This is a genomic window from Pseudomonas sp. TE24901, assembly GCF_054058375.1.
Genome location: NZ_JBSSAF010000006.1, coordinates 369,215 through 387,921, shown reverse-complemented (window position 1 = coordinate 387,921; position 18,707 = coordinate 369,215). Strand labels below are relative to the sequence as shown.

The following is an 18,707-nucleotide window of genomic DNA, read 5'->3' as shown; positions in this document are numbered from 1 at the left end:
GCTTGTTCAATTATTTTATCAACGCCTCCTCCGAAATCTGGGTGGCCCCCCGAGCCTCTATACGCCACCCCGAAATCTATGAACCACCCAAAACCTGTAGTGAGCGGGCTTGCCCCGCGCTGCGGTGTGTCAGGGTAGACCGCAGCGCAAAGGTTGAAGCCGGGTTACCACACCGCGATGTGGGAATCTGTGCGGGGCTCGCTGCCGCCGCACAGCACGCCGCTGACCGGGTCGCGCAGGATGATCTGCCCTCGCCCATAGTCGGTGAGGTCACTGTCGATCTGCACCTTGTGGCCGCGCCGCGCCAGGGCGTTGGCCAGGTCGCGGGAGGCGCCCTGTTCAATGCCGACCTTCATGTCGCCCAGCCATTGCCAGCGCGGTGCATCCAGAGCCGCTTGGGGGTTGAGGCCGAAGTCCACCAGGTTCATCACCATCTGCACATGCCCCTGGGGCTGCATGTAGCCGCCCATCACGCCGAACGGACCGAGGGCCTGGCCGTCCTTGGTGAGGAACCCGGGGATGATGGTGTGGAAGGTTTTCTTGCCCGGCGCCAGGCAGTTGGCATGGGCCGGGTCGAGGCTGAATTCCTGCCCGCGGTTTTGCAGGGCAATGCCGCTGTCAGGCAGCACCACGCCGGAGCCAAAGCCGTGGTAGTTGCTCTGGATGAACGAAACCATGTTGCCCTCGGCGTCGGCCGTGGCCAGGTACACCGTGCCGCTGGCATGGGGATCGCCAGGTTTGGGCGGCTGGGCTTGCTCACCGATCTGAGCGCGGCGCCGGCTGCTGTAAGCATCGCTGAGCAAATCCGCTACGGCCACGCGCATGTGCAGCGGGTCGGTGATGTAGTGCAGGCCGTCACTGTAGGCGAGCTTCATGGCCTCCAACTGACGGTGCCAGGTCTGCTGGCTGTCGCGGTGATCGAAGCTGAACCCTTCGAGGATCTTCAGCGCCATTAACGCCACCAGGCCTTGGCCGCTCGGTGGGATTTCCCACACGTCCACGCCCCGGTAATTGATGTGGATCGGGTCCACCCACTGGGCGCGGTAGTCCTTGAGGTCGCTGGCCCGCAGGTAACCACCGCTGGCACGCGAATGGGCGTCCAGGCGTTCGGCCAGGGCGCCGCGATACAGGCTTTCGCAACGGGTGGCGGCGAGTTCTTCGAGGGTGCGAGCCTGGGCCGGGTTGCGGAATATCTCCCCGGCGCGAGGTGCACGGCCGTCCATCAGGAAGGTGTCGAACCAGGCGTCCAGTACCGGGTCGCGATGGGGGCTGAACTCATCCAGCGCGGCCTGCCACAGCTGGGCGATCACCGGCGACAGTGGGAAACCGTCGCGCGCCAGGCGGATGGCCGGTTGCAGCAACTCGGCAAACGGCAACTGGCCGAAGCGCTCGGACAGCTCGGCCCAGGCCGATGGGCAGCCCGGCACCGTGACGGGCGTCCAGCCATACAGCGGCATCTGGTCGTGCCCCGCCGCTTTCACCGCCTCGATGCTCAAGGCGGCCGGCGCGTGGCCGTTGCCATTCAAGCCGTGCAGTTGGCCTTTACACCAGACCAAGGCAAACGCATCGCCGCCCAAACCGCAGCCGGTGGGCTCCACCACGGTCAACGCGGCCGCCGTGGCGATGGCCGCATCGATGGCGTTGCCGCCCCGTTGCATGATCTCGATACCGGCCTGGGCGGCCAAAGGTTGGGAAGCCGCGACCATGCCGCGCCTGGCGAACACGCTCTGGCGTTGCGATGGATAGGGATACTCGTGAGCAGAAAATTTCAACATGGCAGGGACTCTTCGATTCATTGGCCGGACTTGATGCGGTTCCATTCCCGGGTCATCAGGCGCTGGATGTTTTCCGGCAGGTCGGCGGAGACAAAGGTGTGGTTGATCACATCATCACCGGGGTAGATGCCCGGGTTGCCACTGACTTTGGGGTCCATCAGGGGCGTGGCGTCTTTGTTCGGGTTGGCGTAGCCCACGTAGTCGCTGACGGGCGCGATCACCTCGGGGCGCAACAGGTAGTTGATCAAGGCGTGGGCGTTGGCGGGGTTGGCGGCGTCCTTGGGAATGGCGAGCATGTCGAACCACAGGTTCACGCCCTCCTTGGGGATCAGGTAGCGGATGTCGATATTTTTACCGGCTTCCTTGGCGCGGCTCTGGGCCTGCATCACGTCGCCGGAATAACCCACCGCCACGCAGATGTCACCGTTGGCCAGGTCGGCGGTGTATTTCGAGGAGTTGAAGTAGGTCACCGACGGGCGCAGCGCCATCAGCCGGGTCGAGGCCTGCTTGTAGTCATCGGGCCGGGTGCTGTTGGGGTCCAGGCCGAGGTAGAGCATGACCTGGGGGATGATCTTCACCGGCGCATCGAGGAAGGCCACGCCGCAGCTTTTGAGCTTGGCCAGGTTGGCCGGCTCGAAGACCATCGACCAGGAATCCAGCACCGCATCCTTGCCCAGCACGGCACGCACTTTCTCTGCGTTGTAGCCGATGCCCACGGTGCCCCACATGTACGGCACGGCGTAGCGGTTGCCGGGGTCGGCGGCTTCCAGGCGTTGCATCAGGCGTGGGTCGAGGTGCTTCCAGTTATCCAGCAAGTTACGTTGCAGCGGCTGGTAGGCGCCGGCGCGGATCTGCTTGGACAGGAACTGGCTGGACGGCACCACCACGTCATAGCCCGAGTGACCGGAGAGCAGCTTGGCTTCGAGCATTTCGTTGGTGTCGAAAATGTCGTATTGCACCTTGATGCCGCTGTCTTGCTCGAAGTTCTTCAAGGTATCGGGGCCGATGTAGTCGGACCAGTTGTAGACCTTGACCACCGAGTCGGCAGCCTGGCCCATGGGCACAGCGACGGCGCAGCACAGCGCCGCTAACACACTCGATAAACGCATGGCACAGTTCCTTATGAAGGTCACAGCACGCGGCTGAGAAAGGCCCGGGTACGGGGATGGCGGGGGCGGCTGAAGATCTGTTCCGGCGGCCCTTGTTCGATGAGCTCGCCCTGGTCGAGCACCACCACGCGGTCGGCCACTTCACGGGCAAAGCCCATTTCGTGGGTGACGACCACCATGGTCATGCCCTCCTCGGCCAGCTCCTTCATCACGTGCAGCACCTCGCCGACGGTTTCCGGGTCGAGGGCGCTGGTAGGTTCATCGAACAGCATGGCCTGGGGTTTCATCGCCAAGGCACGGGCAATCGCCACCCGCTGCTGCTGGCCGCCGGAGAGCATCGACGGGTAATGGCTGGCCTTGTCCGCCAGGCCCACCCGCGCCAGCAAGCCACGGGCCTGTTCCAAGGCTTCGGCGCGTGGCGTGCCGAGCACGTGAATCGGTGCTTCGATGATGTTTTCCAGCGCCGTCATGTGGGGGAACAGGTTGAAACGTTGGAACACCATGCCGATGTCACGGCGCTGACGGGCGATGTTGCGCTCCGAATCGCGCACCAGGCTGCCGTCGCTGCGCTCGCGATAGCCCATGGCGCGGCCGTTGACGCGGATGCGCCCGCCCTGGATGTCTTCGAGCAGGTTGATGCAGCGAATGAAAGTGGTCTTGCCCGAACCGGAGGCGCCGATCAGCACCACCACTTCGCCACGTCGCACTTGCAAGGAGATGCCCTTGAGAATCTGCAGGTCGCCAAACGACTTGTGCAGGTCGAGGGCCTCGATGATCAGTTCTTCACTTTGGTGCGCCATGGTCAGCGTCCTCTCAGCAGTTTCAAGGTGCTGCGCCCGAACATGCGGCTGGACGCGGGAGGCGGTGCGGAAGGCCGGTCGGACTGGCCGAAACGCGCCTCCAGCCAACGCTGGAAGAAGCCCCAGAGCGTGGTGAGCATCAAGAAATAGATCGCGACCACCAGGTACAACTCGAACACTCGGAACGTCGCCGAGGTGACCATCTGGGTGCTGAGCAGCAACTCCTGCACGCCGATCACGCTGACCAGGGTGGTGTTCTTGAGCATCACGTTGAACTCGTTGCCCAGGGGCGGCACGATCACGCGGAACGCCTGGGGCAGCACGATGCGTCGCATCAACTTGGCAAAGCCCATGCCCAGGGAACGCCCGGCTTCGTACTGGCCTTTGTCCACGGCACCGATGCCGGCGCGGATGATTTCGGCCATGTACGCGCCTTCGTTGAGGCCCAGAGCGATGATGGCCGCCTGGATATTGCCCGGCACGATCAGGCCGAAGAGTTCGATATCTTCGAAGCGGAAAATCCCGCCCGCCGCCAGCGCCGTGTACAGGAACACGATTTGCACCAGCAGTGGCGTGCCGCGCATCAACCACACATAAAAGCGTACCGGCAGGTGCAGCAGCGGGTTCTTCGACAGGCGCAACAGCGCCGCCGCCAAGCCCAGCACGCAGCCCAGCAGCATCGCCGACACCGCGATCAGGCACGTCAGCCAGAGCCCGGTGAGGTACACCCCGCTGGGCTGCAGCAGGTACTGCCAGAACACATCCCAATTGAAGTTCATGGCTGGAAACCTCAGTCGAGAGTGTCGCTGCTGACATGCCATTTATTCAGCAACGCCACGTAGCTGCCGTCGCTGCGCATATCGCTGATCACTTGCTGCACGGCGGCGGCGAGTTGCGGATCGTCCTTGCGCATGCCGAGGCCCGTGAGGATGCGGCTGAAGGCGGGCACGCCTTCCTGGAACAAGTCGGGCGCCATGGCGGCGTAGTAGCCAGCGGTTTCCACGGTGGTGCCGTAGGCATCGACTTGGTTGATGCGCAGGGCCTGGAAGGCGTCGGTGTCGGTGTTGTAGACCACCAGCTTCATCGGTGGCTTGCCGGCCTTGGACAGGCTTTCGTTTTGTGTGTCCAGCAAGGTCTTGATGGTGGAGCCGTTGAGCACCGCGACTTTGTGCCCGGACAAGTCATCCAGCGTCTTGATGCCCTTGGGGTTGCCCTTGGGCACCACCACCGACTGGCTGGAGTACATGTAGTTGACGATGTCGATCACCTGGCGCCGCTCGGGCTTGTCGAACAGCTGGTCGACGATCATGTCGCACTGCTGGGCGAGCAAGGCCGGCACCAGGCCGGAGAACGGAATCACCCGCCACTGCACCTGTTTGTCGCCCAGGCGCTTGGCGATTTCCAGACCCAGGTCGACGGTGAGCCCGCGCGGTTTCTGCGCTTCATCGAAGGACACGAGGGGCGGTGAATCCATCCCCGAGCAGTAGACGAGTTTGTCGACGTTCTTCAAGCGCTCCGGTACCTGGGGCGCAGCAGACGCCCATTGGGTACAGAGGCCGAGGGAGACAGCCACCAGCAAGGCGCGGCGTTTATGCATGACCAGACACTCCAGTTCGTTGGTTAACGGGGCAGGACTCAAAGTCAAAACACGGGTGGGCTTGGGCCCACCTCTGATTATTTTTCCGACTGCAAAAACTGGATCAGCGCCGGCACGGTGCCTTCGATGTGTTCGCGCACCACGGCTTCGGCGCGAGCGGCATCACCGGCGCGGATCGCATCAAGGATCACCGCGTGTTCTTCGCGGGCGCTGAGGGGTTTATCGCCGTGTTGCAGCCATAGGCGCATGGGCGCTTCCACCAGCGAGTACAGCGCCGAGATCTGCTTCATCAAGCGCGGTCGGCCGCTGAGCCTGCACAGGTATTCGTGGAAGGCGCGGTGGCGGCTGACCCAGGCGGCGCTTTCGTCGCGGTAGTCGTCCATCTCGTCGAGCATGCGCTCCAGCGCGGCCAATTGGCGTTCGCCGATCCGGCTGACGGCCACACGTACTGCCAGGCCTTCGAGGGCGCTGCGCATCTCGAAGACTTCGTGCAATTCGTCGATATCCAGGCCGCTGACGACGGCGCCACGGTTGGGCCTGAGGGTGACCAGGCCCTGGGCATCCAGGCGGCGGAAGGCTTCGCGCACCGGCATGCGGCTCATGCCGATTTCACTGGCGATGTCCTCGGCAATCAGCCGGTCGCCCTTGCGGTAGCGGCCACTGCAGATGGCATCAAGCAGGAAGTTGTAGGCCTCCTCCTCGGCGGTGAGGGGCTGGCGGTCAACGTAAGCGGGGGCAAATTGCATCGGCAGCACCTTTTGTATTTTTGTATCCAATTATCCATGGATGCAAAAAAGCAGGATGCGTGCCAATTGGGTGGGTGGTGGGGCAAGTGGTTGATTCGGATGGGATAGATGAGGTCTGCGGCTGATCGGCCGGAATGCAGATGTAGGAATCTGCTACCAAAAGGCTCAGAAAACGCGCCGTTGGTGGGCGGAAGTAACAGCGTGAGGGCATATCCTTAGCTGTCGATATTCTTATTCCTGGCGGGGCCGGATCGGTAGATTGATAGCCATGGACTTCATGGGAGCGAAGGTTGATGGCGGAATCAGTGGTGTGGATCGCAGGGATCGGCGCGGTGGCTGGACTGGGTAGCGTTCGGTAGCGCAGTCCTTCGCGAGGAAGTTCGGCCCTGAAAATGTCCATGTCGCTCATTTTGTCATCGATGGCTCGATCGACGGCGACCGCATAAAGAGGTGGTTTTATGGGAACCCATCAGACTCAGCTCGCCCCCGCTTCGGTGCGCGGCGTGCTCAATTACCTGCTGGACACCGGAGAACGTCCGGTGAACTACACCTATCCCCCGCCCGAAGGCGTCGCCCAACGCAGCGGTGTGCTTGATCCCACCCAGGTGACGATCCATAACGCGCGGCTGCTGGCTGAACCGGCCCATATCAATCGCAACGGCTTCGAGAAAGTTGATCACATCAGCGCCGTCGCCAACCTGGAAGATGATGAACAAGTGCGCCTGCTGTACTACCCAGAAACCGAAGCCCTGCTCAAGCAGCAGACGGGTGCCGTGAAGGTGGTGATTTTCGATCATACGATTCGCGTGGATAACCCAGGTCGAGAAGCACGCGGGCTGCGCGAACCCGTGCGGTACGTGCACAACGACCAGACCGAACGCTCGGCCGTTCGCCGAGTGCATGACCACCTGCCCAGCGATGAAGCGCAGCAGCGGCTGCTCAAGCGGTTTGCGATTATTAATGTATGGCGACCGATCGGAACGCCGGTTTTGAGCACCCCGCTGGCGTTGTGCGACGCACGCAGCATGGCGGCGAGTGACCTGTTGCCCAGTGACCTGGTGTATCGCGACAAGGTCGGCGAGACGTTTTCAGTCAAGGCCAACCCGGCACATCGTTGGTATTACTACCCGCAATTGCGACCTGATGAAGCATTGCTGTTGAAGATCCATGATTCGCAGCAGGATGTGGCGAGGTTGAGCGCACACACGGCGTTTGACGACCCCACAACGCCAGATGGTGCACCACCACGGCGAAGTATCGAGGTAAGAGCGCTGGTGTTCTTCGACGCGTGATTGGGGCGGTGACATTTGGTCGACGCGGGAACGGGCCAAACACCTGAGCGGCTCCCAGGCAGAACGCCTCGCCCGCGCTGATACGTCGGCAGATCAGGCCTTTTCTGGCGCTGGAGACGAAAAAGCCCCTGCTTTGCAGAGGCTCTGAATAGGTAAGGCCCAGCACTGAGCTGGGCCTTAGGGGTGGCCAAAGAGGGCAAAACCCTCTTTAAGACCCGTTCAATCAGGCAAGATCGTCATAGGTGGTGTAGGCGTAAGAGGGACTGAACCCCCCTTCGACCGGCGCCCACCAAAGACCTTGACCTGCCGGAATGACAACTTCGCCCGACGGGCTGCCCAAGCCAAGGAACACAATCGGGAACGCCGTAAACTCGCCATTAGTTGGAACGGGAGTTACCGTGCCGGTAAGCATTTTCCCGCCGTAGGCGTAGCAGGTTCGCAGCACGATGCCGGTGGTATTTTCTGCCGGTGTGATAATTGGACGAACAGGCTCAACGAAGCCGTCGTAGTTGATGAATTTTGCACCTACTTTCAATTGTTCCATGATTATTTACCTTTGAGTCGAATGATTGGTCGCGGAGAATTCCGCTTTGCTGTCGCTCAAAGGCGATTGCTCGAGGCTCGTGGCCTTCACATGATTCAAGGTCCCGCATCGGGTGCACTTGATCTGGAGCTCTGTAAACCCACCCGTACGGGCGAGCAGTCTTTTGCAGTTGCCGCATCTGAACTCTTTCAACATCAGCAAACTCCTTTTTGCTGAACCGCCCTTTCCGTGGGCAATCACAAACCTCGCATTGGGTGAGGCTCAAGTCAGTGTAGGAAGCCAAAAATTCCAGGACCGGACGGTGCTCGCGGAGGCCGGTTCGTCGCTGCCTACTGTCTGGCCGGTTGTTACCCGGCGATGGAGTAAATATCTCCTATGGAAGTATTGATGTCAACTCCATTGGAGATTTTATTTCCCAAGGAGATAAAAAAACACTCAGTGGCAAGCTTGCGGGTGAAGCCGTGGCAAGCAGAAACAAGAAGCCCGGCACTGGGCCGGGCTTGGTGAGCTGGATGAGGCTTGCAAAGGCATTCAGGTAACTAAAGCACGCCGCCGCGCCAGACCACGCGCCCAATGATACGAATTTCATTTATCTCCCCGTCACGCAGCGCCTCGTCGCCGTAGCGCGTCTTGTCAGGGTTATCACTGCGGATAATCCAGCCGTCAACGTCGGACCGCACCAAGCGCTTTACGATCGTCCCCTTGGAAACGCTCTGCATGGCAAAGACTTGGCCGTCCTTTGGCTCGATCTTCGACTCATCAATCAGCAATACGTCACCATCATTGATGGTCGGCTCCATGCTGTGGCCGCTGGCGTAGATCACGTCCAGATGCCGCTGGTTGAGGTTGTTGGCGCGCAACCATTCTGTCTTGAAAGCCAGCACACCACGTATCTCGACGTGCGAGTTGTCATCGCCGCCACCGGTTGATCCGCGAGCGCTCAGTTGCAGCACGCCGGTGTAGCTCTCGTCACCAGCGAGGTCAAAGCCGCGCGGTGGAATGCGCTCGTCTACATTCGCGCCGGCGATTGTCGAGTTGATGCCAACGGCAGAGGCCATTCGGCCTATGTCGGCTTCGATCCGCTTACTGAAACACCCAATTGGGATGCCGAGCATTTGCGCCATGGAAACCGCAAGTTTTTGGGATAATGGTCGGTGCCCATTGAGATGGCTGCCCAGCGTTCCCTGGCTCATCCCTACCGCATGGGCTATCTCGTCCTGGGTGAGGCGCTTGTCCTTTGCGCGTGCGGAATTGTAGTCCGCAAGGGCCTTTTTCAAAGCTGCGCACTCATCGCGCTCCCAGTCCAGCAATTGGCGTCTGTCGTTCGTCATTCAGCAAGAATATTCCCAATGGAAATAGTTAGCCATCTCCAAGTACCCGCCCAATCAGCTTTTGCGTTTTTCGCGAGTTTCGCGCAGGCACAAAAAAGCCGATCTAGTTGATCGGCTCAAATGTCTGACTTTACTCAGGAATAATGGTCGGGACGGAGTGATTCGAACACTCGACCCCTAGCACCCCATGCACGCAGTACATCTGTAAGACCTTGTTAAGTGGCTGTTTTTATTGGCGCTCGCTGCAATCGAATGCCCACAAGAGCTTACAAGTGCGTGAGAGTGTCACGCAAAAGTCACGCACCCTCCCCGGCGTCCTGCCGACGAACACCACTCCCAAATCAGATACACCTCGATTACTGTATGCGCATACAGTATTTGAGTTTTCACACCATGAACATCGACGAAGACACCTCAGCGTGGCTTGGATGCCCTACGCCCCTGGAAATGTACAAGCACCAGTGCGCCCTGCTCGAGGATGAGCTAACCCAGGCCCTGGCGATGCTCAAGAAAGCACGCGCCAACGTTGCCGGCCTGGTGCAGCTCAGCGACGAACTGTCCACCGGCAAAGCGTCTGCGGAGGCTGAACTCAAGAAAGCGCTGTCCGAAGTGACCAGGCTCAACCTGGCTACTTCAGATTTGGGCGCCAAGAACTACAGCCTTCAACTAGTCGCCGAGCAGCGCGACCACCTGTTCAGAGAGAACCAGCGGCTCCTGAGCGAGATTCGTAAAGCTCAACCCCCCAGTGCCAGCTAGGCTCAAATGACGCTTAGAGGGAAGGATTATGTGCGGAAGACTTTCACAGTATCGGGGCATCCATGATTTCGTTGCGGCGTTGAGCATGCCCAATGCCTTGGCAAACTCCGTGGGTGATCAGCCCCTTGAGCGCTACAACGTGGCACCGACAACTCAAGTCGCCCTGCTCCACCTGCAGGGCGACCTTCTGCACGCCGACCCGGTGCGCTGGGGATGGCGACCGCACTGGGCCAAGGACCGTGCCGCGCCGATCAACGCACGCGTCGAGAAGGTCGCCCACGGCCCTTTCTTCCGGGCGATCTGGCCACACCGGGCAATTGCGCCCGTCGATAACTGGTTTGAATGGGTCGATGAAGGCGGCCCGAAGAAGCAGCCCTACCTGATCCGCCGGCGGGATGGCGCGCCCGTGCTGTGCGCAGCCATTGGCCAGCTACCCGATGCCGATGAAGGCCCGGGCGAGCATGACGGCTTCGTGATAATCACCGCCGACAGCGCCGGCGGCATGGTGGACATCCACGACCGGCGCCCGGTGGTGCTAACGCCGGACTTGGCACGGGAATGGTTGGACCCTGCCACGCCCAAGGAGCGCGCTGAGCAGATGGTGCTACTTCAAGGTGAGTCATCCAAGGCTTTCGCTTGGTTCAAGATTAGAAAGGAAATTGGCAACACCCGAAATCAAGGATCCGACCTAATTTTTCCCATCGGCAATCTAATTACAGATGACGAATAACTTCGTAATAGTGCCTCATGGCCAACACCCAGACTTTTACGTCCAAGTTCAATTGCCAAGGCTTACCACGCAGTTCACCAAACAAGCGGCACATACCACTCCAATAAAGGAACCCATAATCTTGGCTTTCAACAAATTCAAACTCCAATCTTTTCGCGTGAATTATTTTATTGCATATTTCACGCATTGATAGCTTTACGCCCTCAGTAGGAGAATGAGCAACACTCGGATATCTGTCGTAGGCTTCGGCGTCGGGGCAATAAACTCCTTCATCACCATTATCTATCGTAAAATTATAGGTATCCTGAATTATTCTCGTCTTGGTGGCGCATTGAATCAGGTAGTCCCCTACGAAATATTTGACGAAATCCTGATGGCTTAGCATCTCCATCTCCAGCCCAGTCTGCTCAACGAGGCTAGGGCTGATGACGCTAAAATTATCATGTAGGCTTTTTGCTGTTGAGTAACTCCCATGAGCAATCTGCTGCAATAAAAAAAGATTCTCCTCAACAGCACTGAAACTAATTACGTGCATCAATCCAACTCCTTGATAGCGGCTACTTGTTCATCAAACTGATTACTCAGACTCTCGGGATGAGCAGTTAGTTATCACCAGCGCGCCAACGGATCTAGCCTTGCTTAATGCATATGGTCATCCCTGGCCGCCGCTAAGTGTGACACCATTCAAGCGGTAAACGAAGTTCAGCGAAGCGCTCGGACATATGCCTGGCACGCCCGCAGAGCGATCAGTCCTTGGTCGCCGTCGCCGGTGATGGCGATAATTCGTTGAGCATGCGCTGGGTCAAGTTGGGCTCGACGGGCTGCATGAACCACGCCGACGGCGCCGGCGGTGGCAGGCACTTTGCAGCCACTGCCTGTATCCGTGGCGTCGAGAAGGACTGACAGCCGCACATCAGCAGTGGCAAGGCGATCGCGCAGAGCAGCCTGGTTACGTTGGGCATCGGAAAGTTCTCGTGTGTGCTGTTGGTCCTGGGCGGCGAGCTTCTGCTCTATGGCCAGGCGATTGGCCTGCTCGCTGCGGTCCTGGGCTGCTGCGGCATTGCTGATTGCTGCAAGGTCATCCTTGTGCAGGCCGGCCTGCTCGGCGAGCTGATTGCCCATGCGCCAGTCTTGCACCTGCCAGGTGCCAGCGGCGGTGATTACCATCGCCAGCAGGATGGCGGCCAGGATCTGCCCGGGGCTCATGCCGCCCCCAGAAACATCGCCCGCTCGGCCAGGCGGCGCTTGGTCAAGCCGGCCAGAACCTGGCCACCGGCCTTGTTCCAGCGCTGAAACTGCTCGGCCGCGCTGGCGTAGTTCCCGGCATTCAGCAGTTTCAGCAGCGTCGACGAACCTAGGTTGGCGCCGCCCAGATTGTAGGTGAAGCTCATGAGCGCATCCCACTGCGCCTGATTTAATGGGACCTTTACCAGGCGTTCTATCTCAGGCTCAAACCGCCCTATGTCGTTCACCAGCATCCGCTCGGCCTGCTCGCTGGTGATCGTCATACCGGCAGTGATTCCGCGAGTGGCGCCGTAACCGATGGTCCAGACGCCAACCGAATCTTGGTAGGACTTGAGGCGTAGTCCTTCGAACGACTTGATGAGGCTCAAGCCCTTTTGCGATGTGCGCATGCTTTTCTCCAGGCAAAAAAATACCCGCTCATGGCGGGTGTTGGGATTTAGCTATGGGTCAACTGGGCGCGACCGGGCGCTTGCTGCTGTCGGGAAAGTCCGGGTTGGTGTCGGTCCACTTACGCAATGCCAGCCAGTAAGCCTGCCACTGCCCCGCTGTACCAGGAATGTCCGCTTCGCCATACTCGATGGCTGTTACATTTTGCTGGGCCAGGGGCATCTGTTCTTCTCGCCATGCATTTTCTACAGGCACCAACTTGGCATTGATCGTTTCCTGGGTAATAGACCAAGAGCCATCTGCCTGGGCGGTGTAGTCCGCCGAGTCAGGCCTTGGCCCTGACATTTCAATCCATCCCTCATCGGGGCCTTTGTCGGTCTCATCAACCTCAACAAGGTTTGAACCCTCCTTTGAGTAATACCTGATCATGTAACCGCCCCTTTAAGCTTCCACACTTTGACTCGACAAGGCGCCGAAGTAGTGGGAGTTGTGGATGTGATCCCGTGACCACCACCAAGCAAATTACTTGCGGTAGCGACCGAGCTGGTGCCTGTCTGCACAATCACTTTATCCGAGGGTAGAGATTGAGCAGCAATAGCCCCATACGTGCTACCTCCGGACCCCGTATTACCATCCCATCCCGGATCACTCCATACACCACCGACAAGAAGATCTATTTGAACCATCACATGAAACCCGGGAAATGGATTGTCCGTAATGTACCTCGCGTTGGTTGCGACAGTTGCAGGAGCTGCCGAACTTCCTCCATTGGGGTAAACGATCGCGAAGTCGGCCTGGGTTGAGCCCAACTTCCCATCAAGCGCCGCCTTTAAATCAGCTTGGTTAGAAAGAGTTCCCGATATAGCACCCCAGGCCGCCCCGGGGGACTGCTCGACCCACGAGCCCCAGGTCCCTGCGAACTTCCAGCGGGTCCGAGGGAGCACATCCGCATAAATGCTCTTCCAGGTCTGGACTGCATAATCTGCGCCAAAGTTGTCATGCGTGAGATATCCGTCACCTCGTGCATTCGGGCTCGGGAGCACTTCTCCAACCCATCCGGAGCCAGGCGTTGCATATCGACCATTGTTCAGGGCGGCGTTAGCATCTGTGATTACCTTGGGAGCAATGGCTCCGTTGCCACCCTGAGCCACAGACAGCGGGGTAGTCAACCCGGAAAGAGACGTGATGTCGCTGTTTGCTCCCTTGTTGGCTTTGTTCGCTGCAGCTTGCTCTGCATGCTCGGCAGATTGGGCGGCAGCCTCTGCGGAATCCGCTGCGGCCTGTTCTGATTGGACGATAGAGTCCCTAGCGGACTCGGCGCGAACTGCAGCAGCATCTGAAGCGCCGGCCGAGCTCTGGCTCTGCTCTGCGGCCTGCTGAGATGCGTTCTTGTTACTTGTGGAGAGAGCAGCGGCGTCGGTTGCAAAAGTTGCTTGCTCGGTGGCCACTGTCTTCGATTGACCGGCTGACTCAGCAGCCTCAGTTGCAGCGGCCACCTGCTCCTCCATGTCGGCAATACCGCCCGCAATGGTCCTGGTAGCCTCGCGCAAAGCGTCGGCCGAATCCTTCACGTACCCCTGAAGCGGTGCAACCGCATACGCCGAAGGGGCGCCATAGGCTGGCGTGATGGACAGCGCCGTATCGCTCGCAATGTTGGTGATCTCGTACCAACCGCCGTCGGGGCCGCGAAAACCATCACCCACTCGTGCGTTTCGGATAAATGCGGTCCCTACGCCGATAACAACGTTACTGCCTGGAGTGACAGTAACCGTTCCCGTGTTGTACCAAGTCATAGTCCCTCCTAAGAAATAGGCTTTGCAAATACGATAGGAATAAAAAAGCTTGTTGAGTTGTTCACGCCGATAATGTAAGGCTCCAACCGATTATTTCCGTAGTTCCAGACTACATATAGCTTTGCGGCACGGGTGGAATTCCCACCAACGTCCATTCCGATGTTATTGATCATCACGTAGTCGCCAGTATCAAGCGGTGAGTATGCGGTCCAGCTCGACAAAACAGTGCCCTGGCCAGTACTACTAGACCCTAGATAAGTCCAGCTTCTAACAGTCCTAGTAAACTGTGCGCATGGCGTACCGCTATCAAACAGAAGGCCACCCGTACCGTCCCACAGCCTCAGCCCGTAAGTTGCCAGCTCTCTCGATTTGAAAGCGGCGCAGAAATAGTTTCCCGCACCCGACGACACAAACGAGAAGCCCGTCCAATTGCCTGGCCCACCACTGATAGTGGTGTATTGGAGCGTTGTGGTGCCGTCAGGACGAACAAAAACGAGAGGCGGCTCTTGGGTAGTGATAGGAGGAGAAAAAGCGGCTCCTCCCGAGTACCGACCCGACTGCAGAACAACAAGCCGGGAAAATTCTGAATCAAGAGTTACCACATCGTTGTTATTGGTAAATTCCAAACCATATGTCATCTACCTATCCTTCATAACTAAAAGACGCTGCGGCCCAAGTCCGTTAATGGCATTGAACGGCGCGGCCCGATTGCCAAACCAAACAGTCACACCACCGACGTAAACATCGGGCTCATACTGGATTGCATAGTTGTTTTGAGCATTGGGGTCTTGAGGGTAGGCACCGATTGGAATACAAACTGCCGAGTGGGTTGTGGGTGATATACCAGGAATTGAAATATTGATGTACCGGTTGCCGCCAGTGATAAATGCCACCACAGCAGAGTAAACAATCCTGACCGTGAATGAGTTTTCATCCAGTTCCAACTTCCCTGTCGGCCCCCAAATCCTCATCCCGAAACTCATGCTGTCAGATCTCCGAGTTGAACCCGCTTAACGTTGTTTTCGTCGTAGACCTTGATCGCACGATTGGTCATCGTCAGGCGCCCACCGCCCGGCGCGGGCCCGTTGAATTCCAGGTTCCCAGCTTTATCTAGGCGCCAGCCTTTCACCCCGGCGACGTAGTCGTCGGACTGCAAGGCCTGGCCGATCTTCAGCATGGTGATGCTGCCGTCTTGGATGAATGCCGATCGCATGAAGACCTGTCCGTTTTCCACCGTGAATGGCGTGAACACCTGGCCGCCGGCAAGCGTGCTGACAATCGCGAAGCGATCAGCACTGACCAGAAACTGGCTTTGAAGCACACCTTCTTCGTCCTGCTCGATACCCAGGCCAAAGCCAGCAGCAACCAATTGGTTGTTGGCGTTCACCTGCATCTTCACGGAGTACATAGTTTTAAACTTGCCGTCGGTGTCGGCCTGGGCTTCACTCACGACCTGAACGGCGGCCGAAGTTTCGCCAATCTCTGCCCTGACCTGCTGGATGGCCTGAGCGGTTGCTTCCCGATCGGTGACCACAACGCTTTCCAGCTCACTTACCGAGCCGCTGACTTCGCCAACCTCAGCGGTGAGTTCGGTCTGGCGCTGCACCATGGCAGCGTTCTGCGAGGCGCGCGTCTTCACTTCCTGCGCAAAACTCGCCGACGCGTTGTAGCCCTGGAGTGCGTCAGCCAAGTCACCCTCGCCGTTATCGTCCCGGTACGCCGACTGCAGGGCCTGAAGGCTAGACGCCTGGGCTGTCACCACGCCATCCAGCTCGGTGATGCTGGTAGTGTTGGTCTCGACCTGGCGCGCCAAACCGTTCGCGTTGACCAGCACCTGGCCCACGTCCACCCAGTAATCGGCGTTCGGCGGCGAGGTACCCACCGGCACCAACTGGGTGGCCTGGTAGATCCGCTTACCGACCACGACCAGGTCGCCTTCCAGGTAGACCGATTCAGGGTTGTAGGCCGATAGGCCGTCAAGCGCGTCAAGCTGCGCCTGCAGCCCTGGGATCTTGTCGATCTCGTCGTTGATGTCCTGGCCAAGCTCCGTGCGCCCAATCTGCCCGGCAATCAGGTCCAGCACCGGAGCAGCATCTGCGCTGGCCATGCCCATCACGCCGTTGCCGACAGGATAGAACGGGCCCACGTTACCGGTGCGGTCAACCAGGCGAGCCCAGAAGAAGAACTGCGCGCCGGCCTTGAGGGCCTGCATGCTGTAGTTCGCCTGGGGGTATGCCAGGTCGGCGAGCTTGGTAGCCACCGAGAGGTCATTGGCCTGGCCATACCACAGCTCGGTGCGCTGGGTGTCCTCGGTACCGGCCGGGAAACCCCACCGAACGCCGATACCGAACAGTTCGCTGGTGGTGGACAGGAATGCCACCGCAGGCGGCAACCCGACCTTCCCTTCCAGATTGGTCAGGTTGGAGTTTTTCCAGATCGAAGAGATCTCGAAGGCGCTCACCGACCGAACACGCACAAGATAGGCGCCCGAGTAAATGCCGGTGACGTCCTCGCTCGTCGAACCGGTGCGTTGCAGCTTGATCCAGTTGCCGCTGTCCTTGCGCCACTCCACGTCATAGGCGACCGCTCCAGCTACGGCAGGCCACGAGATGTTCATGGTACTGATCGCCAGCCCCTGGTCCACGGAGTAGTTCGACGTGATGTCGACGCTCGCCGGAGCGGGAACTACGGTGATCGGCACAACGCTGATTGGCCGTTCCTCCAGCCGGGCGCCGGTGTCGATGTGATCGAACTTGCTCGGGTCGTACTGGACTGCCGATATCTCGAATACGCCGGGCTCCGGGCGGGCCACGCTGACCACGCGGTACAACGGGATAGCAAGGTCATCGGCATCCAGCGCCCACACCAGTTCGCGCTCAGGCGTCACGGAGTAGGCAACGGTTACGGTAACTTGGCGGCCGCTGACCAATTGCACGGTGCGGCCCTCGCACTTGCCGTCCGGCAGGTTGAGGATCAGTCGGTCACCCGGCTTGGCCTGGGTGTCGCGATCCAGCGTGATGACCTTGCCATTCACCGCAGAGATACGCCCGCCCACCGGCCGGCCTGCAAGCAGTTCATCCGCGATCGGAATCACGTAGCCTGGAAGCGGAATGCGGCCATCCAAGCCAACCTTGAAGGTAACGGCTCTGTCCTTGGAGTTCGTGAGCAGCGCCCACTTGCCCCGGCGCTGGGCCTCGGATTCGCGGGTGCAGCCAATAGCGCTGATCTCCAGCGGATTGTCGCCATAGCGCCGCTGCAACTTGGCATCGGTCACAGCTGTGACGTCGGTGTCGAAGTTGTTCAGCGGGTTGTCGTAGCTGATCAGCGCCCGGGTGTAGCGAGTGCGCTCCGATGCGCTCGAGTAGGTGAACTTGCCATCGATGACATTCGCCCGGGTGTAGGCGAAGTCGAAGTCGGTAGCGCGCGGCATATCCGCCAGGGTGAACACCTGGCCCTGTGCCCAGTAAGTCATGCCCCGGTAGATGGCTGAGATATCACGCAGCAGCGACCAGGCGTCGGCCTTGCTCTGCAGATTCAGATTGCAAATGAATCGCGGCTCCTGGCCACCCTTCCCGTCCGGCACCAGTTGGTCGCAATACTGCGAGATTCGGTACAGCTCCCACTTGTCCACCATCCATGGCTTGATGCGACGGCCCAGGCCGAAACGGTCGTTCGTGGTGATGCCGAGCGTCGCCCAAGTCGGATTGTTGGTGTAGGCCTCCTTGAAGGTACCGTCCCACACACCGCTGTATGTTCGCGATGCCGGGTCATAGTTGCTCGGTACCGACCACTTTCGAGCCTTGCAGCCCACGGTCACGGCCGGGATGCTGCGGAACTGTTCTGCCGAGAACTCAATGAAGAGCAGCGCGGTGTTAGGGTATCGAATCTTCGCGTCGATCACCTCAGTGAAGCCGGCAATCTGCATGGTGTCGGAGATTTTGTTGTTGTTCTGGTTCGCAGTCAGTCGAGTGATCCGCATCAGCCAACCTGAACTCGCCCTCGGCAAATCGATGCGGCGCGTGCGCTCGTAGACGCTTGTAGTCTTTCCGGACACGGCCTCATTCAGCACTTCCTGGTAGGTACCGCCGTCAGTTGCCAACTCGACCTTGTAGCCAATCGTGTACCCGTTGATGTTCCCGCCCGAGTCGACCGATTGGAGGGCTGGCCAGGCAAAGCGCACGCGCACAGCAGAAAGCTGAGTATTGGTGATGGCTCGAACCCAGGGCGTGCCACTGCGCAACTCCGTACTGATCGTTGTTTCGTTTGCGATGGACGGGATGCCTTGGATATAGGTTTGGTCTACCGCCCCGGTGCGCCACTCCCATTTAACGTTCGGGAAGTTCATATTGCCTTGGGGGTCTTGAAGCGGGGTGTTGTCGAGGAAGATATCGCGCGCGGTAGGTGTGCCTTCGAACTCTCCCTCGCCCACTGCGATCAGCATCTTTGCCATGGCGACAGAGCGCAGGCTATCCGGCGCTTCAGTAGGTGTTTTGGGCTTATCCGATCCGCCCTTGGCGCCATAAACGTCGATTTTGCGTGCTGCGCCCATACTTTTCTCCAGGCAATAAAAAGCCGCCTCATGGGCGGCTGCGGTGCTGCAAG

20 protein-coding genes and 1 pseudogene are annotated in these 18,707 nt (G+C 59.3%); 4 read left to right on the top strand and 17 right to left on the bottom strand.

The window, feature by feature from the left end:
- Positions 1-164 precede the first annotated feature (164 nt).
- From ACVWVP_RS15085 to ACVWVP_RS15060, 6 genes are all read right to left on the bottom strand, one after another.
- Complete coding sequence (locus tag ACVWVP_RS15085) at positions 165-1,775, bottom strand: gamma-glutamyltransferase family protein (protein ID WP_457406881.1); 1,611 nt, start codon at positions 1,773-1,775, stop codon at positions 165-167.
- A 17-nt stretch (positions 1,776-1,792) separates the two neighbouring features.
- On the bottom strand, positions 1,793-2,884 hold the full coding sequence (locus tag ACVWVP_RS15080) for a polyamine ABC transporter substrate-binding protein (protein ID WP_178925223.1): 1,092 nt from the start codon (positions 2,882-2,884) through the stop codon (positions 1,793-1,795).
- Positions 2,885-2,904: 20 nt separating this feature from the next.
- Positions 2,905-3,684, bottom strand: a complete 780-nt coding sequence (locus tag ACVWVP_RS15075) for an amino acid ABC transporter ATP-binding protein (RefSeq protein ID WP_259173510.1) — start codon at positions 3,682-3,684, stop codon at positions 2,905-2,907.
- A 2-nt stretch (positions 3,685-3,686) separates the two neighbouring features.
- Positions 3,687-4,463 (bottom strand): amino acid ABC transporter permease, encoded by a 777-nt coding sequence (locus tag ACVWVP_RS15070; protein WP_176998767.1) that lies wholly within the window; start codon positions 4,461-4,463, stop codon positions 3,687-3,689.
- A gap of 11 nt (positions 4,464-4,474) precedes the next feature.
- Complete coding sequence (locus ACVWVP_RS15065; RefSeq protein ID WP_259173511.1) at positions 4,475-5,281, bottom strand: ABC transporter substrate-binding protein; 807 nt, start codon at positions 5,279-5,281, stop codon at positions 4,475-4,477.
- 77 nt (positions 5,282-5,358) lie between these two features.
- Positions 5,359-6,027: a GntR family transcriptional regulator gene (locus ACVWVP_RS15060; protein WP_457406878.1), complete on the bottom strand. Its 669-nt coding sequence runs from the start codon at positions 6,025-6,027 to the stop codon at positions 5,359-5,361.
- Positions 6,028-6,376: 349 nt separating this feature from the next.
- On the opposite strand from ACVWVP_RS15060, the pseudogene ACVWVP_RS15055 reads away from it, so the two are divergent.
- Both ACVWVP_RS15055 and ACVWVP_RS15050 read left to right on the top strand, forming a co-directional pair.
- Positions 6,377-6,475, top strand: a pseudogene (locus tag ACVWVP_RS15055) (glucose 1-dehydrogenase); the annotation flags it as partial.
- 10 nt (positions 6,476-6,485) lie between these two features.
- Positions 6,486-7,319, top strand: a complete 834-nt coding sequence (locus ACVWVP_RS15050; protein ID WP_457406876.1) for a CmcJ/NvfI family oxidoreductase — start codon at positions 6,486-6,488, stop codon at positions 7,317-7,319.
- Positions 7,320-7,542: 223 nt separating this feature from the next.
- On the opposite strand, the gene ACVWVP_RS15045 is transcribed toward ACVWVP_RS15050, so the two are convergent.
- The 3 genes from ACVWVP_RS15045 to ACVWVP_RS15035 form a co-directional block, all read right to left on the bottom strand.
- Positions 7,543-7,863, bottom strand: a complete 321-nt coding sequence (locus ACVWVP_RS15045; RefSeq protein WP_178925211.1) for a hypothetical protein — start codon at positions 7,861-7,863, stop codon at positions 7,543-7,545.
- Between the two features lie 6 nt (positions 7,864-7,869).
- On the bottom strand, positions 7,870-8,058 hold the full coding sequence (locus tag ACVWVP_RS15040) for a Com family DNA-binding transcriptional regulator (protein WP_457406872.1): 189 nt from the start codon (positions 8,056-8,058) through the stop codon (positions 7,870-7,872).
- Between the two features lie 344 nt (positions 8,059-8,402).
- Positions 8,403-9,194, bottom strand: a complete 792-nt coding sequence (locus ACVWVP_RS15035; protein ID WP_259173515.1) for a LexA family transcriptional regulator — start codon at positions 9,192-9,194, stop codon at positions 8,403-8,405.
- Positions 9,195-9,587: 393 nt separating this feature from the next.
- Here ACVWVP_RS15035 and ACVWVP_RS15030 point away from each other — a divergent pair, with 393 nt between their 5' ends.
- Together ACVWVP_RS15030 and ACVWVP_RS15025 are read left to right on the top strand one after the other, a co-directional pair.
- On the top strand, positions 9,588-9,950 hold the full coding sequence (locus ACVWVP_RS15030; protein ID WP_457406870.1) for a hypothetical protein: 363 nt from the start codon (positions 9,588-9,590) through the stop codon (positions 9,948-9,950).
- 28 nt (positions 9,951-9,978) lie between these two features.
- The gene (locus tag ACVWVP_RS15025; RefSeq protein WP_457406868.1) at positions 9,979-10,680 is read left to right on the top strand and encodes an SOS response-associated peptidase family protein; all 702 of its coding nucleotides are present in this window, start codon (positions 9,979-9,981) and stop codon (positions 10,678-10,680) included.
- On the opposite strand, the gene ACVWVP_RS15020 is transcribed toward ACVWVP_RS15025, so the two are convergent.
- From ACVWVP_RS15020 to ACVWVP_RS14985, 8 genes are all read right to left on the bottom strand, one after another.
- On the bottom strand, positions 10,664-11,215 hold the full coding sequence (locus ACVWVP_RS15020) for a hypothetical protein (protein WP_457406866.1): 552 nt from the start codon (positions 11,213-11,215) through the stop codon (positions 10,664-10,666). The genes ACVWVP_RS15025 and ACVWVP_RS15020 overlap by 17 nt on opposite strands.
- Before the next feature lie 167 nt (positions 11,216-11,382).
- Positions 11,383-11,886: a lysis system i-spanin subunit Rz gene (locus tag ACVWVP_RS15015; RefSeq protein WP_457406863.1), complete on the bottom strand. Its 504-nt coding sequence runs from the start codon at positions 11,884-11,886 to the stop codon at positions 11,383-11,385.
- Positions 11,883-12,314 carry a lysozyme gene (locus ACVWVP_RS15010; protein WP_457406862.1) on the bottom strand — a complete coding sequence of 144 codons (432 nt, stop codon included), beginning with the start codon at positions 12,312-12,314 and terminating at the stop codon, positions 11,883-11,885. The genes ACVWVP_RS15015 and ACVWVP_RS15010 overlap by 4 nt, the downstream gene beginning before the upstream one ends.
- A 58-nt stretch (positions 12,315-12,372) precedes the next feature.
- Complete coding sequence (locus ACVWVP_RS15005) at positions 12,373-12,741, bottom strand: hypothetical protein (RefSeq protein ID WP_457406859.1); 369 nt, start codon at positions 12,739-12,741, stop codon at positions 12,373-12,375.
- Positions 12,738-14,105, bottom strand: a complete 1,368-nt coding sequence (locus ACVWVP_RS15000) for a hypothetical protein (RefSeq protein ID WP_457406857.1) — start codon at positions 14,103-14,105, stop codon at positions 12,738-12,740. Before ACVWVP_RS15000 ends, ACVWVP_RS15005 begins: the two co-directional genes overlap by 4 nt.
- 8 nt (positions 14,106-14,113) lie before the next feature.
- Complete coding sequence (locus ACVWVP_RS14995; RefSeq protein WP_457406854.1) at positions 14,114-14,743, bottom strand: hypothetical protein; 630 nt, start codon at positions 14,741-14,743, stop codon at positions 14,114-14,116.
- A complete protein-coding gene (locus tag ACVWVP_RS14990; RefSeq protein ID WP_457406851.1) occupies positions 14,744-15,088 on the bottom strand; it encodes a hypothetical protein in 345 nt (114 codons plus the stop codon).
- Positions 15,085-18,654, bottom strand: coding sequence for a host specificity protein J (locus ACVWVP_RS14985; RefSeq protein WP_457406849.1), 3,570 nt, complete (start codon positions 18,652-18,654; stop codon positions 15,085-15,087). Before ACVWVP_RS14985 ends, ACVWVP_RS14990 begins: the two co-directional genes overlap by 4 nt.
- Between the last annotated feature and the right edge of the window lie 53 nt (positions 18,655-18,707).

What these genes read in the sequence shown, in the direction of transcription:
- ACVWVP_RS15085 (WP_457406881.1), bottom strand. Translation starts at nt 1,775, where the DNA reads ATGTTGAAATTTTCTGCTCACGAGTATCCCTATCCATCGCAACGCCAG.
- ACVWVP_RS15080 (WP_178925223.1), bottom strand. Translation starts at nt 2,884, where the DNA reads ATGCGTTTATCGAGTGTGTTAGCGGCGCTGTGCTGCGCCGTCGCTGTG.
- ACVWVP_RS15075 (WP_259173510.1), bottom strand. Translation starts at nt 3,684, where the DNA reads ATGGCGCACCAAAGTGAAGAACTGATCATCGAGGCCCTCGACCTGCAC.
- ACVWVP_RS15070 (WP_176998767.1), bottom strand. Translation starts at nt 4,463, where the DNA reads ATGAACTTCAATTGGGATGTGTTCTGGCAGTACCTGCTGCAGCCCAGC.
- ACVWVP_RS15065 (WP_259173511.1), bottom strand. Translation starts at nt 5,281, where the DNA reads ATGCATAAACGCCGCGCCTTGCTGGTGGCTGTCTCCCTCGGCCTCTGT.
- ACVWVP_RS15060 (WP_457406878.1), bottom strand. Translation starts at nt 6,027, where the DNA reads ATGCAATTTGCCCCCGCTTACGTTGACCGCCAGCCCCTCACCGCCGAG.
- ACVWVP_RS15050 (WP_457406876.1), top strand. Translation starts at nt 6,486, where the DNA reads ATGGGAACCCATCAGACTCAGCTCGCCCCCGCTTCGGTGCGCGGCGTG.
- ACVWVP_RS15045 (WP_178925211.1), bottom strand. Translation starts at nt 7,863, where the DNA reads ATGGAACAATTGAAAGTAGGTGCAAAATTCATCAACTACGACGGCTTC.
- ACVWVP_RS15040 (WP_457406872.1), bottom strand. Translation starts at nt 8,058, where the DNA reads ATGTTGAAAGAGTTCAGATGCGGCAACTGCAAAAGACTGCTCGCCCGT.
- ACVWVP_RS15035 (WP_259173515.1), bottom strand. Translation starts at nt 9,194, where the DNA reads ATGACGAACGACAGACGCCAATTGCTGGACTGGGAGCGCGATGAGTGC.
- ACVWVP_RS15030 (WP_457406870.1), top strand. Translation starts at nt 9,588, where the DNA reads ATGAACATCGACGAAGACACCTCAGCGTGGCTTGGATGCCCTACGCCC.
- ACVWVP_RS15025 (WP_457406868.1), top strand. Translation starts at nt 9,979, where the DNA reads ATGTGCGGAAGACTTTCACAGTATCGGGGCATCCATGATTTCGTTGCG.
- ACVWVP_RS15020 (WP_457406866.1), bottom strand. Translation starts at nt 11,215, where the DNA reads ATGCACGTAATTAGTTTCAGTGCTGTTGAGGAGAATCTTTTTTTATTG.
- ACVWVP_RS15015 (WP_457406863.1), bottom strand. Translation starts at nt 11,886, where the DNA reads ATGAGCCCCGGGCAGATCCTGGCCGCCATCCTGCTGGCGATGGTAATC.
- ACVWVP_RS15010 (WP_457406862.1), bottom strand. Translation starts at nt 12,314, where the DNA reads ATGCGCACATCGCAAAAGGGCTTGAGCCTCATCAAGTCGTTCGAAGGA.
- ACVWVP_RS15005 (WP_457406859.1), bottom strand. Translation starts at nt 12,741, where the DNA reads ATGATCAGGTATTACTCAAAGGAGGGTTCAAACCTTGTTGAGGTTGAT.
- ACVWVP_RS15000 (WP_457406857.1), bottom strand. Translation starts at nt 14,105, where the DNA reads ATGACTTGGTACAACACGGGAACGGTTACTGTCACTCCAGGCAGTAAC.
- ACVWVP_RS14995 (WP_457406854.1), bottom strand. Translation starts at nt 14,743, where the DNA reads ATGACATATGGTTTGGAATTTACCAATAACAACGATGTGGTAACTCTT.
- ACVWVP_RS14990 (WP_457406851.1), bottom strand. Translation starts at nt 15,088, where the DNA reads ATGAGTTTCGGGATGAGGATTTGGGGGCCGACAGGGAAGTTGGAACTG.
- ACVWVP_RS14985 (WP_457406849.1), bottom strand. Translation starts at nt 18,654, where the DNA reads ATGGGCGCAGCACGCAAAATCGACGTTTATGGCGCCAAGGGCGGATCG.